The sequence below is a fragment of the Streptomyces sp. NPDC033845 genome, from assembly GCF_055576225.1.
Window position 1 is genome coordinate 143,380 of the sequence record NZ_JBVIRI010000001.1, and the last position, 12,828, is coordinate 156,207.

Below are 12,828 nucleotides of genomic sequence, written 5' to 3' on the forward strand. Positions count from 1 at the left end.
GCCAACCCTACTGACAAGGCGCGGGCTCAGGCGAGGCCCGCCTCCTTCATCTGCCGGAGCTCCTTCTTCAGTTCGCCGACCTCGTCCCGGATCCGGGCCGCGACCTCGAACTGGAGGTCGGCCGCGGCCGCCCGCATCCGCTCGGTCATCTCCTCGATGATCCCGGCGAGTTCCGCGGCCGGACGGTCGGTGGGCGGCTGGCCCGCCCCGCCCTTGGCGCCCTTGCCCGCCGCCTTCCCGGCCTTGGGTCCGTGGGCCGCCAGGGAGGGCACCGGGGCCTTGGCGGCCTTGCCCTCCTTGCCCTGCCGGTAGCCGCTGCCGAGCAGCTGCTCGGTGTCGACCTCCTCGCGGGCGATGGTCGCGACGATGTCGTTGATCTTCTTGCGCAGCGGCTGCGGGTCGATCCCGTTGGCCGTGTTGTAGGCGACCTGCTTCTCCCGGCGCCGGTTGGTCTCCTCGATGGCCTTCTCCATCGCCGGGGTCATCTTGTCCGCGTACATATGGACCTGGCCGGAGACGTTGCGGGCGGCCCGGCCGATGGTCTGGATCAGCGAGGTGCCGGAGCGCAGGAAGCCCTCCTTGTCGGCGTCCAGGATGGCGACCAGGGAGACCTCGGGCAGGTCCAGGCCCTCGCGGAGCAGGTTGATGCCGACCAGCACGTCGTACTCGCCGGCCCGGAGCTCGCGCAGCAGCTCGATCCGGCGCAGGGTGTCCACGTCGCTGTGCAGGTAGCGGACCTGGATGCCGAGCTCCAGGAAGTAGTCGGTGAGGTCCTCGGCCATCTTCTTGGTGAGGGTGGTGACCAGGACCCGTTCGTCCTTCTCCACCCGCTGCCGGATCTCGTGCACCAGGTCGTCGATCTGCCCCTCGGTGGGCTTGACGACCACCTCGGGGTCGATGAGGCCGGTGGGGCGGATGATCTGCTCGACGAACCCGTCGCCGCGGGAGAGCTCGTACTTGCCGGGGGTGGCCGACAGGTAGACCGTCTGGCCGATCCGCTCCAGGAACTCCTCCCACTTCAGCGGACGGTTGTCGAGGGCCGAGGGCAGCCGGAAGCCGTGGTCCACCAGGGTCCGCTTGCGGGAGGCGTCGCCCTCGTACATCGCGCCGATCTGCGGCACGGTGACGTGCGACTCGTCGATGACGAGGAGGAAGTCCTCCGGGAAGTAGTCGATCAGGGTGTGCGGGGCGGTGCCGCGCTCGCGGCCGTCCATGTGCAGCGAGTAGTTCTCGATCCCGGAGCAGGACCCGATCTGCTGCATCATCTCCAGGTCGTAGGTGGTGCGCATGCGCAGCCGCTGGGCCTCCAGCAGCTTGCCCTGCTTCTCCAGTTCGGCGAGCCGGTCGGCGAGCTCCGTCTCGATCCCGCGGATCGCGTTCTGCATCCGCTCGGGGCCGGCGATGTAGTGGCTGGCCGGGAAGACGTACTGCATCCGGTCCTCGCTGATCACCTCGCCGGTCAGCGGGTGCAGGGTGGACAGGGCCTCGATCTCGTCACCGAACATCTCGATGCGGACGGCCAGTTCCTCGTAGACCGGGAAGATCTCGATGGTGTCCCCGCGGACCCGGAAGGTGCCCCGGGTGAAGGCCAGGTCGTTGCGGGTGTACTGGATGTCGACGAAGCGGCGGAGCAGCTGGTCCCGGTCGATCTCGTCGCCGACCTTGAGCGGGACCATGCGGTCCACGTACTCCTGCGGGGTGCCCAGGCCGTAGATGCAGGACACCGAGGCGACCACGATCACGTCACGGCGGGTGAGCAGCGAGTTGGTGGCCGAGTGCCGCAGCCGCTCGACCTCCTCGTTGATGGAGGAGTCCTTCTCGATGTACGTGTCGGACTGCGGGACGTACGCCTCGGGCTGGTAGTAGTCGTAGTACGACACGAAGTATTCGACGGCGTTGTTCGGCAGCAGCTCGCGGAACTCGTTCGCCAGCTGCGCCGCGAGGGTCTTGTTCGGTGCCATGACCAGGGTCGGGCGCTGGAGCTTCTCGATCATCCAGGCGGTGGTCGCCGACTTGCCGGTGCCGGTGGCGCCGAGCAGCACGACGTCCTTCTCGCCCGCGCGGATGCGCTTCTCCAGTTCGGCGATGGCCGCCGGCTGGTCGCCGCTGGGCTGGTAGGGACTGACCACCTCGAAAGGGGCCACCGTGCGTTCGATCTTCGATACGGGCCGCATGACACCACCGTACGACCCCCCACCGACAGTCAGGCCCACGTGCGAGTTCCTGGGCCGTTTGTCGTAGTTCGGTGGCGAGCCGATGATCACGAACCGGATGATCCCGATCAAGTGCATCAGCACCTGAGTCAGTCACACGAGTCAGTCACACGAGTCAGTCACAGCAGGAGGGGAATGCGCATGTACGTACGACCCATGACCGCGGCGGCGGCCGTCTTCCTTGGCTGGGCCATGGTCCTCGGCGGCGGCACGGCCGTCTCCGCGGAGACCGGCCGCGATCCGCTCCGGCTGGTCGGCGCACCCGTGGTCTACGCCCACCGGGGGGCTTCGGCGTACGCCCCGGAGAACACCCTGGCGGCCGTCGACCTCGCTCGGGAACTGGGGTTCGACTGGGTGGAGAACGACGTCCAGCGCACCCGGGACGGCGAGCTGGTCGTGATCCACGACGACACCCTCACCCGCACCACGGACGTCCGGAAGGTCTTCCCCGACCGGGCGCCCTGGCGGGTCGCGGACTTCACCGCGGACGAGATCGCCCGGCTGGACGCGGGCAGCTGGTTCCGCCCGGAGTTCGCCGGGGCCCGGGTGCCGACCCTGCGCCAGTACCTGGAGCGGGTGCGGTCCAACCGGCAGCGGCTGCTGCTGGAGATCAAGAAGCCCGAGCTGTACCCGGGCATCGAGAAGGACACCCTGCGGGTGCTCTCCGAGACCGGCTGGCTCACCCGGCGGCAGGTCCGGGACCGGCTGGTGGTGCAGAGCTTCAGCGCCGACTGCGTACGGATCGTGCACACCGAGCGGCCCGACCTGGTCACGGCCTTCCTGGGCACCCCGGCGGTGGCCGACCTGCCCGCCTACGGGGCCTTCACCGACCGGATCAACCCCTGGCACACCACCATCACGGCCGAATTCGTCTCCGCCGTGCACCGGGTGACCGGGGCGCACGGACGGCCCATGGAGGTGGACACCTGGATCGTGGACGACGCCGCGCTGGCCCGGAAGGTGCAGGGGATGGGGGTGGACGGGATCATCAGCAACGCCCCGGACGTGGTCCGGGAGGCGGTGGGCGGGTTCTGACCCCGGGCGGTCCCGCCCGGACCCGGGCGGGACTGTCGGTGCCCGGCCGTACGGTGGTCGGGTGCACACCCCTGACAGCAGTGACACCGGCGCCGCCCGCGAAGCCGCCGGGACCCGCGGGCCGCGCCTGGAGTGGACCGTGGTCGACAGCGACATCGGGCCGCTCTTCCTGGCCGCCACCGCGGAGGGCCTGGTCCGGGTCGAGTTCCACGCCGGCCCCGGCCGCCCGGATCCGGCCGGCCCGCTGATCGACCGGCTGGGCGCCGACGCCCGGCGCCCCGCCCCGGGCGCCGAGCTGCTGCTGGCCGAGCCGGTCCGCCAGCTGCGCGCCTACTTCGAGGGCCGGCTGCGCCGCTTCGAGCTGCCGCTGGACTGGCGGCTGTCGTCCGGCTTCAACCGCCTGGTGCTGCGGGAGCTGGCCGCCTCGGTGCCGTACGGCTCCGTGGTGGGGTACGGCGAGCTGGCCGCCCGGGTCGGCCAGCCGGATGCCGCCCAGGCGGTGGGCGCGGCCATGGGCTCGAACCCGCTGCCGCTGGTGGTCCCCTGCCACCGGGTGGTGGAGAACGACGGCGGGATCGGCGGCTTCGGCGGCGGCGTGGAGACCAAGCGCGCCCTGCTGGCCCTGGAGGGCGTGCTTCCGCCTCCCCTCTTCTGACGTTCCCGGCCCCGGGGTGCGACACTGCGGCCGTGACCACCAGCGCCCCCAAGGCCTCCCGCTCCGGCCCGATATCCGCCGAGGACCTCCCGGGTCTGCAGCGCCGCACCCGGGCCGTCCTCATGAGCAGCCAGGTCATCGGCGGTCTGGGCGTCCCCATCAGCATCGCGCTGGCCCCGGTGCTGGCCACCGAGGTCAGCGGCACCGAGTCGCTGTCCGGGCTGGCCTCCAGCGCCTCGGTCGCCGGGACGGCGGTGCTGTCGCTGCCGCTCGCGGCCCTGATGACCCGGCGGGGCCGGCGGGCCGGGCTGGTGCTCGCCTATCTGATCGGGGCGCTGGGCTCCGGGGTGGTCGTCCTGGCCGCCGTGGTCGGGAGCTTCCCGCTGCTGCTGCTCGGCATGGGCGCCTTCGGCGCCGCCTCCTCGGCGAACCTCCAGGCCCGGTTCGCGGCCGCCGACCTGGCGGCGCCCGACCACCGGGCCCGGGCGATCTCCACGGTGGTCTGGGCCACCACGCTGGGCGCGGTGCTGGGACCGAACCTGTCGGCGCCCGCCAGCCGCAGCTTCGCCGACAGTTCCGTCCCCGCGACGGCGGGGCCGTTCCTGTGGGCCGCCGGGATCTTCCTGGTCACCGCCGCCCTGGTGGCCGTACTGCTGCGGCCCGATCCGCTGCTGACCGCGCGGGCGCTGGCCGGCCCGGGCGAGGAGGGCGCGCAGGCCCGGTCGCTGCGGGCCGGGCTGGCCGCCGTACGGGCCTCGGCCCGGGCCCGGCTGGCGCTGGTGACCGTGGCCGTGTCGCACACCACCATGGTGTCGATCATGGTGATGACCCCGCTGGACCTGAGCCACCACGGGGCCTCGCTGGACCTGATCGGGCTGGTGATCAGCGGGCACATCGCCGGGATGTTCGCCTTCTCCCCGGTGTGGGGGTGGCTGGCGGACCGGATCGGCCGGCTGACGGTGATCGGGCTGGCCGCCGGGCTGCTGAGCGTGGCCGCGCTGCTGGCCGGCACCGCCGGGGCGAGCCACGGGCAGACCGCGGCGGGCCTGTTCCTGCTCGGGCTGGGCTGGTCCGCCGGACTGGTCGCGGGCTCGGCGCTGCTCACCGATTCGGTGCCGACGGCCGCCCGGGCCGCCGTACAGGGCCTCTCCGACCTGACGATGAACACGGCCGCCGGGCTGGGCGGGGCACTGGCCGGTCTGATCGTCGCCCGGGCGGGCTACGGCTGGCTGAACGCCGCCGGGGCGGCGCTGCTGGTGCCGCTGGCCGCCCTGGCCCTGTTCACCGCGCGGCGGACCCCCGCTACAGACTGATGTGGTAGGCCTTGCGGAGCGTCTCGTGGACGGTCCAGGTGGTGCGGTCGCCCTCGCGCAGCACACAGGCCGAGCCGGGCCCGACCTCCAGGGTCGCGCCGCCCTCCACCTCGATGGTGGCGCGGCCGCTGACCACCACGAACAGTTCGTCGGCCTCGGTGTCGGTGACCACTCCGGGGGTGATCTGCCAGATCCCGCGCAGCTGCCTGCCGTCGGCGGACTCCCACAGCACCTTGCCGGTGATCACCGGGGATCCGGCGAGGACCTGTGCCGGGTCGAGCTCCTCCACCTCCAGTTCGGAGTCCGCGAGATCGGGGACCGAGACGGCGAAGGAGGCGGGGGCGGAGGAGGCGGGGGCGTGGTCACTGGTGCTCATGGCGCGCCACCCTAGCCGGGGCCGGCCGCCGCGCAGGGTGACCACAACGTCCACCATCGGCGTGCCGCGCCCGTCACCCTGTCGACCGGGCGGCGGGGCGGGGGCCGGGCGGCTGCGGGTTCGGGTTCGGGTTCGGGAGGCTCCGGGTTCGGGCGGCCGGCTCCGGGTTCGGGCGGCCGGCGTCGGGTTCGGGCGGCCGGCGTCGGGTTTGGGAGGCCGGTGGCCGTGCCAGGGATGGGTACATGCCACAACAGCAGCCGGTGGTCCCGGTGGTTCCGGTCCTGTCCGAAGAGGTGCGCGAGGCGCTGGCCCGGGGACGCCCGGTGGTCGCCCTCGAATCCACGATCCTCGCGCACGGTCTGCCGCGCCCCCGCAATCTGGCGGTGGGCGTCGAGCTGGAGGAGCTGGTGCGGTCGGAGGGGGCGGTGCCGGCCACCGTGGCGGTGCTCGACGGGGTGCCCCGGATCGGCCTGGACAAGGAGCAGTTGGAGCGGATCGCGGGCGGCCGGGAGGTGCGCAAGCTGGGGCACCGGGACCTGGCGCCGGCCATGGCCGCCGGGGCCACCGGCGCCACGACCGTGTCCGGTACGGCCTTACTGGCCGCCCGGGGCGGGGTGCGGGTGTTCGCCACCGGCGGGCTGGGGGGCGTACACCGGGACTGGACGCTCTCCCAGGACGAGTCGGCGGACCTGCCGCTGCTGGCGCGGACCCGGATCACGGTGGTGTGCGCGGGGGTGAAGTCGATCCTGGACGTGCCGGCCACCCTCCAGCGGCTGGAGACCCTGGGGGTGACGGTGCTGGGCTACGGCACGGACCGGTTCCCCGGCTTCTACCTGGCCGACTCCGGGCTGCCGGTGGACTGGACGGTGCACCGGCCGGAGGAGGTGGCGGCGGTGATGGCCGCCCAGGACGCTCTGGGCGGGCCGGAGTCGGCGCTGCTGGTCGCCAACCCGGTCGCCGCGGCCGAGCAGTTGGATCCGGAGCTGCACGACCGGGTGCTGGCGGAGGCCCTCGCGGCCTGCCGGGAGCGCGGGATCGCCGGGCAGGCGGTGACCCCGTTCCTGCTGGACTTCCTGGTCCGGGCGACTGGCGGGGCCTCGCTGGAGGCCAATCTGGCGGCCGTCCGCGGGAACGTCCGGCTGGGTGCGCGGATCGCGGCCGCCCGGGCGGCCCGGTGACCGGAGCCGGCGGCCGGCTGCTGGTGGTCGGGGACGTGGTGACCGATGTGGTCGCGGTGCACGCGGAGCCACTGGCCCCGGCCACGGACACGGCCGCCAGGATCCGCACCCTGCCCGGCGGGGCCGGGGGCAACGCGGCCTGCTGGGCGGCCCGCCAGGGGGCCGGTACGGCCCTGCTGGCCCGGGTGGGGGCCGACTCGGCGGACTGGCACCGCGACGCCCTGCTGGCCGCCGGTGTCCGGCCGCACCTGGTGGTCGATCCGGTGGAGCCGACCGGCACCGTGGTGGCCCTGGTCGGCCCGGACGCGGAGCGGACCTTCCTCACCGACAAGGGGGCCGCGCCCCGGCTGTCGCCGGCCGACTGGGCGCCCGGACTGCTGGACGGGGTGGCCCATCTGCACCTGTCGGGTTATCTGTTCTTCGCCGCCACGGGCCGGGAGCTGGCCCGGCTGGCGCTGCGGGAGGCCGGGGCGCGCGGGATCCCGGTGAGCGTGGACCCGGCCTCGGCGGGGTTCCTCTCCGGGCTGGGCGCGGAGGAGTTCCTGGCGGCGGCCGCCGGGGTGGACGTGCTGCTGCCGAACGAGGACGAGGCGCGGCTGCTGGCCGGTCTGCCGGCCGGGTCCCCGGCCGCCCCGGCGGCCGCCGCGCTGAGCCGGCGGGTGCCGCTGGTGGTGCTGACCCGGGGTCCGGCCGGGGCGCTGGTCGCGGAGCGGGGCGCGGTGACCGCCGAGGTGGCGGCGGAGCCGGTCCGGGCGGTGGACACCACCGGGGCCGGGGACGCGTTCACCGGGGGGTTCCTGGCGGCCCGGCTGGCGGGCCGGCCCACCGCCGCCGCGGTCCGGGAGGGCTGTGCGGCGGCGGCCCTGGCGGTCGCCCGGCTGGGCGGCCGGCCGGTCTGAACCGCCCGGCGGCGGCACTCGGGGGCCGCGCGGCGGCACTCGGGGGCCGCGCGGTGGCCCTCAGGGGGTGAACACCTGGTCCAGGGTGTCGATGGCGGCGCCCGGGCCGAGGTGGTAGCGGAAGACGAGGCCCTGGTCGGGGTGGGCGGACAGCCAGTCGATGAGCTGCTGGAGGGTGATCTTCTGGTTCTCGGTGCTGTGCACGATCGGGGTGACCGCGGTGATCTTCGCGTCGGCGGCGATCGGGATGAAGGTCTCCACCCCGATCGGCTCGAACGGGGCGCCGTCCGAATCGGGGGTGCCGCAGCCCCAGTTGCCGTGCCGGACGATCAGGCTGTGGAAGCCGCCCTCGGGGGTGTAGCGGTTGACCGCGATCTCGTCCGGCGAGATGGGCATCTTGTGGTCGCAGCCCGGGGCGGGGGCCGGGGTTCCGGCGGGCCCGGCCGTGGGCTTGCCGACCGGTGTGCCGGCGGGCTTGGCCGGGGGCTTCGTCGCGGGTCCCGCGGTCGGCCCGTCGGCGGGCCCGCTCGCGGGTGCGGCGGGGGTCTTCGACCCGGCCGGTGCGGGCGGGGCGGGTGCGGGCGCGGTGGGCGCGGGCGCGGAGGTCGCCGTACCGGGCGGCGGGCCGGCCGTTCCGGCGCCGTCCCCGCCGTCCTGGCATCCCGTCAGGGCCAGGGCCGCGCAGAGCGCGAGGGCGGTCAGGACCGCCGGGGCCGCCGGGGCCGCCCGGTGGGACCGTCTGCCGCCGGCCGGTGCCGTGTCGCCGCGTCCGCTCATGGTCGTCTCCCTCGGGTCCCCGCGTTCCCTCGGCGCGGCCTCCGCTCGGGGCCGTCGGGGAAGCGTGGCGTCACCGTAGCGGGCCGGAATCCGGCCGCACGACGGCCGGATCCGGTTCGTCACCGAGCCGGGATCGCCTTGTTGCCGTACGCGGATCCGGCACGGGCGGCGGGCCGTGCGCGGCTGCCTGAGGCGCGCGGGCGGCGCGCGGCCGCGGAGGGTGCGGGGCGCCGGTCGGGCGGTCAGTCGGGGAGGCCGGTCCAGGCGGGGCGGCGCGGATCGTCCGCGCGGACCAGGGTGTCGGCGGCCCCGGCCGGGCCGGTCTCCAGCGCGTAGCGGGCGAACGCGGGCAGGGTCCACCGCTCGGCCTCCGCGGTCCGGCGGGCCAGCGCCGCCGGGGACAGCTCGATGTGCGCGGTGAAGTCGAAGGGGAACCAGTTCCCGAGCAGCAGCGGCCCGTGCAGGATCAGGACCCCGCCCGGCGGGAGTTCCACGTACGGGCTGCGGGTGGCCCGGTCGGTGACCGGGTCCCAGAGGTCGGGCAGCACCCGGCCGGTGCCGCCCTCCTCCAGCGGGCCGAACACCTCGCGCCAGAGGGCGGCCGTGTCGTACCAGCCGCCGAGGTAGGAGTCGACGTCCTCGCGGCCGTGTTCGAAGCGGAGCGAGGCCGGCCGCAGGAAGCCGTCGGCGGCCACGGTGAGCACGGAGCGACCCCGCAGCCGGAGGGCCTCGGCGAGCAGCCCGGCCGGGTGGGCGGTCCCGGCCGCGGGCGCGCCGTCCACGGCCACCCGCAACCGGGCGCCCTCGGGGGCCCGTTCGTCGAGGTGGCCGGCGATCCGCTCGGCCAGCCGTTCCCAGGTGATCGCTTCGAGGCGCTCGGGTCGCTGCACCAGGCCATTGTCAGTGCCGGCGCCTAGCTTTTCCCACGAGGGATCACCGGCGGGAAAGAAGCCGTCGGGCCCGGTGTTGGGGAGGGGTCTGTCATGGCTCGCGAGACCACGTATCTGGAGCTGTCCCAGGACGGCGGCGGTGCGCACAAGTTCTACGAGGTGACCGTGGACGGCACGGCCGTCTCGGTGCGGTACGGCCGGATCGGGGCCGAGGGCCAGCTGCAGCACTCCTCGTTCCCGACCGCCGAGAAGGCCCGGGCGGCGGCCGCCAAGAAGGTCGGCGAGAAGGTCCGCAAGGGGTACGCCCCGGCCGTGCTCGGCGGGCGTGCCGCCCGGTCGGTGACCCGCCGCCAGGTGACCTCCGCCCCGTCCACGGCGCGGGCGGTGGCCCCGGTGCTGTGGCGGTTCCGGACCGGCGCCTCGGCGTTCGGCATCCATGTGGACGAGGACCGCTGCTGGGTCGGGAACCAGGCGGGCGACGTCTACACCCTCAGCCACGGCGGCGAGGTGCTGGCCCGGTACTCCCTGCCGGACGGGGTCAAGTGCCTGGTCGCGGACGAGTTCTGGATCTACGCGGGCTGCGATGACGGCACGGTCTACGACCTGTCGGCGAAGGTCCCGTTCGGGGCGTACGACATCGCGCAGGACGTGGACATCTACTGGCTGGACATCCGCGAGGGCGTGCTGAACGTCTCCGACGCCAAGGGCGGGCTGACCGTCATCGACCACGAGGAGGAGTTCCAGTGGTCACGGAAGTCCGGCGGCGACCACGCCTGGATGGTCCGCGCGGACGACCGGGCGGTCTACCACGGGCACACCTCCGGGGTGACGGCGTACGCGGCGGACGGCGGCCGGGAGCTGTGGCACACGGCCACCAACGGCGGGGTGCTGTTCGGCTGGCAGGAGGAGCACACGGTGTACGCGGGGACCGGACGGAACGCGGTGCAGCGGCTGTCGAAGGCGACCGGCGCGGTGGAGGCCTCGTACCGCTGTGACGCGGCGGTCTACTCCTGCGCCACCTCCCCGGACGGCCGGCACGTGTTCGCCGGGGACTCCAGCTCCTCCGTGTACTGCTTCGACGCGGACGGCAACCGGCTGTGGAAGCTGGGCACGGGCAGCGGTTCGGCGCTGTCGATGCAGTATCTGGACGAGCGCCTCTACCTGGTGACCACGGACGGTTCGCTGGTGTGCGTGGACGCCACCGAGGCGGCCATCGGGGCGGCCCAGCAGGGCACCGTGCCGCAGGCGGTGGACGTGAAGTCCGCGGCGGCCCTGCCCGTCTACACCCCGGCGGTGTCGGCGGCGGCGGTGGCGACGGTGAGCGTGGCCGCGGCCCCGGCCGGCGGTGTGGTCGTGGAGTGCGTGCAGCAGGGCGGTCGGCTGCGGGTTCACGTGGTGTCCGGGGAGTACGACCCCTCCTGGAACGTGCAGTTCCCCCGGGGCATCCGGGAGCCCGGAGCCCGCTATGTGGTGGACGGGCTGCACGCGGCCGCCGGCGGGTTCTACCGGGTGCGCGGGGAGATCCGCCGCCTGGTCTGACCGGGGATCCGGACCTTGCCGCGGGCCGGGCGGCAGGCCGGTCCGCAGACCGCGGGCCGCGGGGCGCCGAAGGACAGCGGGACTCCGGGCGGCAGGGCGTAGACGACCTGGAGGACCACCGGCTCGGAGCCGTGGTTGAGTCCCACATGGACCCGGTCCCGGCCCGCCTCCTCGACGAACTTCGCGCCGGGCGGGCTGATTTCGACCCTGCCGTCGTGCAGGACCCGGGTGAGGGTGCCGGAGACGACGAGCGCGTGGATCGGCACCAGATGGTAGTGCCAACCCGTGGAATCACCGGGCTGGAGGGTGATCCGGTCGACCACCGGCTCCGCCGGGAACTGCGTCTTGAGCATCTGGCTACGATAGGACCGATACCAGCCGTTTCGGCGAATTCGACGAAAACTCGACCGGCAGCCCGCTCCAGGTGATATGGGGCCCGGTCGGCGGTATCAACTCCGCATGGACCGCACGGATCGCACGGATCGCATGGATCTCCTGGTGCTTGAGCCGCTGAAGCAGATCGGCTGCGCCCAGTGCCGGCGGAGCCCGCTCCCCCATCTGGTGCGGACCGCCGGAGTCCCCCGCTGTCTGGACTGCGCCCGGATCGGGCACCTGGTCTATCTGCCGCGCGGGGACGCGGCGCTCACCCGCCGCGCCCGGCAGGGGAGTTCGCTCAGCGTGGTGGTGGTGCGCTTCGACCGCCGGCACCGCCGGTACGAGCGGCGGGGACTGTTCGTCGAGGTGGGCGCGCTGGCCCGGGCCGAGGCCTCCTGCCGGGCGGACGCCGATGTGCGGGCCCGGCACCGGGACCGGGCCCGGGCCCGCCGGGCCGCCGAGGACATCCGGTTCACGGCGGCCTTCGCCGCCGAGATCGGCCGGCTGTTCCCCGGCTGCCCGGCCGACCGCGCGCTGGCCATCGCCGCGCACGCCTCGGTGCGCGGCAGCGGCCGGGTCGGGCGCAGTGCGGCCGGCCGGGCTCTGGACGAGCTCGCCGTGTCGGTGGCCGTGCGGGCGGCTGTCCGGCACGACGACACCGACTACGACGCGCTCCTGGCTGCCGGAGTGCCCCGGTTCAGGGCACGGGCCCGGCTGGCTCCGCGGATCGACGCGATCCTGGACGCCTGGCGGGTCAGCCCTGGCTGATCCGGGACCGCCGGTAGAGCAGGGCGCCGCCGAGCAGCAGCGCGCCGGCCCCCGGCAGCAGCAGGCCCATGTTCTCGGCCCCGGTCTGCGCCAGCGAGCTGCCGATCGGGCCTGCCGGGACGGGCACCGGCTCCGACACCTTCGGCGGGGTCACCGGCCGGGCCGTGACCGGCGGCTGCACCGGCTGGACCGGCTTCACGGGCTGCGGCCGGGTGGGGGGCTTCGCCCCGTTCACCGAGGTGTTGCCGTGGGAGGAGTTGCCGATCCCGACGACGCTCACGGAGTTCCCGCTGAGGTTCACCGGGACCTGCACGGGCAGCTGGATCCCGTTCCCGGACAGCAGTCCGGGCGAATCCTTTCCGCGTCCCTCGGCGAACGCTCCCCCGTGCTGACCCCCCTGGCCGCCGCCCTGCTGTTTGGACGGATGGGACGAGGACCCCGGCCCGGTATGCCCGGAGCCCTTCCGGTCCACGTTGGCACAGCTGTTGCCGGCGGCCGAGTTGAGCAGTCCGACCACGCTCACGGTGTTCCCGCAGACGTTCACCGGAGCGTCCACCGGCAGCTGCACCAGGTTCCCCGACAGCAGCCCCGGGGACCGCTCGGCCTGTCCCTGGGCATCCGCGTCGGCGAACGCGAACCCGCCCGCCCCGACCGAGACCGCGCCACCCACGACCACGGCCGCGAGCAAGCCACTTCGACGCCCCTGAAGCATGTGTGTTCCCCTGCCTTCCGGTGCCTTCCGGTGCGTTCCGGAGGCCTTCCGCGGGCGCTGCACCCGCACCGGAGACAACGCGGTAAACCCATACGGGT

Annotated in this window: 13 protein-coding genes; 7 read left to right on the forward strand and 6 right to left on the reverse strand. The window is 74.2% G+C overall.

Annotated features, from left to right (window positions below; all coding sequences use genetic code 11):
* Nucleotides 1-26: 26 nt before the first annotated feature.
* On the reverse strand, nucleotides 27-2,174 hold the full coding sequence (gene uvrB / locus ACZ50K_RS00665) for an excinuclease ABC subunit UvrB (RefSeq protein WP_468895554.1): 2,148 nt from the start codon (nucleotides 2,172-2,174) through the stop codon (nucleotides 27-29).
* A gap of 180 nt (nucleotides 2,175-2,354) precedes the next feature.
* Between uvrB and ACZ50K_RS00670 the strand changes: the two genes are divergently transcribed.
* The 3 genes from ACZ50K_RS00670 (at nucleotide 2,355) to ACZ50K_RS00680 (ending at nucleotide 5,216) form a co-directional block, all read left to right on the forward strand.
* Nucleotides 2,355-3,248: a glycerophosphodiester phosphodiesterase gene (locus tag ACZ50K_RS00670; RefSeq protein ID WP_468895557.1), complete on the forward strand. Its 894-nt coding sequence runs from the start codon at nucleotides 2,355-2,357 to the stop codon at nucleotides 3,246-3,248.
* A gap of 127 nt (nucleotides 3,249-3,375) precedes the next feature.
* The gene (locus ACZ50K_RS00675) at nucleotides 3,376-3,903 is read left to right on the forward strand and encodes a methylated-DNA--[protein]-cysteine S-methyltransferase (RefSeq protein ID WP_468897137.1); all 528 of its coding nucleotides are present in this window, start codon (nucleotides 3,376-3,378) and stop codon (nucleotides 3,901-3,903) included.
* A 32-nt stretch (nucleotides 3,904-3,935) separates the two neighbouring features.
* Nucleotides 3,936-5,216 (forward strand): MFS transporter, encoded by a 1,281-nt coding sequence (locus tag ACZ50K_RS00680; RefSeq protein WP_468895560.1) that lies wholly within the window; start codon nucleotides 3,936-3,938, stop codon nucleotides 5,214-5,216.
* Here the strand turns inward: ACZ50K_RS00680 and ACZ50K_RS00685 are convergent.
* The gene (locus tag ACZ50K_RS00685; RefSeq protein WP_468895563.1) at nucleotides 5,206-5,592 is read right to left on the reverse strand and encodes a cupin domain-containing protein; all 387 of its coding nucleotides are present in this window, start codon (nucleotides 5,590-5,592) and stop codon (nucleotides 5,206-5,208) included. The genes ACZ50K_RS00680 and ACZ50K_RS00685 overlap by 11 nt on opposite strands.
* A gap of 242 nt (nucleotides 5,593-5,834) precedes the next feature.
* Between ACZ50K_RS00685 and ACZ50K_RS00690 the strand changes: the two genes are divergently transcribed.
* On the forward strand, nucleotides 5,835-6,770 hold the full coding sequence (locus ACZ50K_RS00690; protein ID WP_468895565.1) for a pseudouridine-5'-phosphate glycosidase: 936 nt from the start codon (nucleotides 5,835-5,837) through the stop codon (nucleotides 6,768-6,770).
* On the forward strand, nucleotides 6,767-7,669 hold the full coding sequence (locus ACZ50K_RS00695; protein ID WP_468895568.1) for a carbohydrate kinase family protein: 903 nt from the start codon (nucleotides 6,767-6,769) through the stop codon (nucleotides 7,667-7,669). The genes ACZ50K_RS00690 and ACZ50K_RS00695 overlap by 4 nt, the downstream gene beginning before the upstream one ends.
* A gap of 60 nt (nucleotides 7,670-7,729) precedes the next feature.
* Here the strand turns inward: ACZ50K_RS00695 and ACZ50K_RS00700 are convergent, their stop codons facing one another.
* Both ACZ50K_RS00700 and ACZ50K_RS00705 read right to left on the reverse strand, forming a co-directional pair.
* Entirely contained in the window at nucleotides 7,730-8,446 is a 717-nt protein-coding gene (locus tag ACZ50K_RS00700) for a hypothetical protein (protein ID WP_468895571.1), read from the reverse strand.
* 242 nt (nucleotides 8,447-8,688) lie between these two features.
* Nucleotides 8,689-9,336, reverse strand: a complete 648-nt coding sequence (locus ACZ50K_RS00705) for a nucleoside/nucleotide kinase family protein (RefSeq protein ID WP_468895574.1) — start codon at nucleotides 9,334-9,336, stop codon at nucleotides 8,689-8,691.
* Nucleotides 9,337-9,429: 93 nt separating this feature from the next.
* Here ACZ50K_RS00705 and ACZ50K_RS00710 point away from each other — a divergent pair, with 93 nt between their 5' ends.
* Nucleotides 9,430-10,875 (forward strand): WGR domain-containing protein, encoded by a 1,446-nt coding sequence (locus ACZ50K_RS00710; protein ID WP_468895577.1) that lies wholly within the window; start codon nucleotides 9,430-9,432, stop codon nucleotides 10,873-10,875.
* On the opposite strand, the gene ACZ50K_RS00715 is transcribed toward ACZ50K_RS00710, so the two are convergent.
* Nucleotides 10,839-11,228, reverse strand: coding sequence for a cupin domain-containing protein (locus ACZ50K_RS00715; protein WP_468895580.1), 390 nt, complete (start codon nucleotides 11,226-11,228; stop codon nucleotides 10,839-10,841). The genes ACZ50K_RS00710 and ACZ50K_RS00715 overlap by 37 nt on opposite strands.
* 106 nt (nucleotides 11,229-11,334) lie before the next feature.
* Between ACZ50K_RS00715 and ACZ50K_RS00720 the strand changes: the two genes are divergently transcribed.
* The gene (locus ACZ50K_RS00720; RefSeq protein WP_468895583.1) at nucleotides 11,335-12,018 is read left to right on the forward strand and encodes a DUF2293 domain-containing protein; all 684 of its coding nucleotides are present in this window, start codon (nucleotides 11,335-11,337) and stop codon (nucleotides 12,016-12,018) included.
* Here ACZ50K_RS00720 and ACZ50K_RS00725 read toward each other — a convergent pair.
* Nucleotides 12,005-12,706, reverse strand: coding sequence for a chaplin (locus ACZ50K_RS00725; RefSeq protein WP_468895585.1), 702 nt, complete (start codon nucleotides 12,704-12,706; stop codon nucleotides 12,005-12,007). The two genes, ACZ50K_RS00720 and ACZ50K_RS00725, sit on opposite strands and share 14 nt — an antisense overlap.
* Nucleotides 12,707-12,828: the final 122 nt, after the last annotated feature.

What these genes read in the sequence shown, in the direction of transcription:
- uvrB (WP_468895554.1), bottom strand. Translation starts at nt 2,174, where the DNA reads ATGCGGCCCGTATCGAAGATCGAACGCACGGTGGCCCCTTTCGAGGTG.
- ACZ50K_RS00670 (WP_468895557.1), top strand. Translation starts at nt 2,355, where the DNA reads ATGTACGTACGACCCATGACCGCGGCGGCGGCCGTCTTCCTTGGCTGG.
- ACZ50K_RS00685 (WP_468895563.1), bottom strand. Translation starts at nt 5,592, where the DNA reads ATGAGCACCAGTGACCACGCCCCCGCCTCCTCCGCCCCCGCCTCCTTC.
- ACZ50K_RS00690 (WP_468895565.1), top strand. Translation starts at nt 5,835, where the DNA reads ATGCCACAACAGCAGCCGGTGGTCCCGGTGGTTCCGGTCCTGTCCGAA.
- ACZ50K_RS00700 (WP_468895571.1), bottom strand. Translation starts at nt 8,446, where the DNA reads ATGAGCGGACGCGGCGACACGGCACCGGCCGGCGGCAGACGGTCCCAC.
- ACZ50K_RS00710 (WP_468895577.1), top strand. Translation starts at nt 9,430, where the DNA reads ATGGCTCGCGAGACCACGTATCTGGAGCTGTCCCAGGACGGCGGCGGT.
- ACZ50K_RS00715 (WP_468895580.1), bottom strand. Translation starts at nt 11,228, where the DNA reads ATGCTCAAGACGCAGTTCCCGGCGGAGCCGGTGGTCGACCGGATCACC.
- ACZ50K_RS00720 (WP_468895583.1), top strand. Translation starts at nt 11,335, where the DNA reads ATGGACCGCACGGATCGCACGGATCGCATGGATCTCCTGGTGCTTGAG.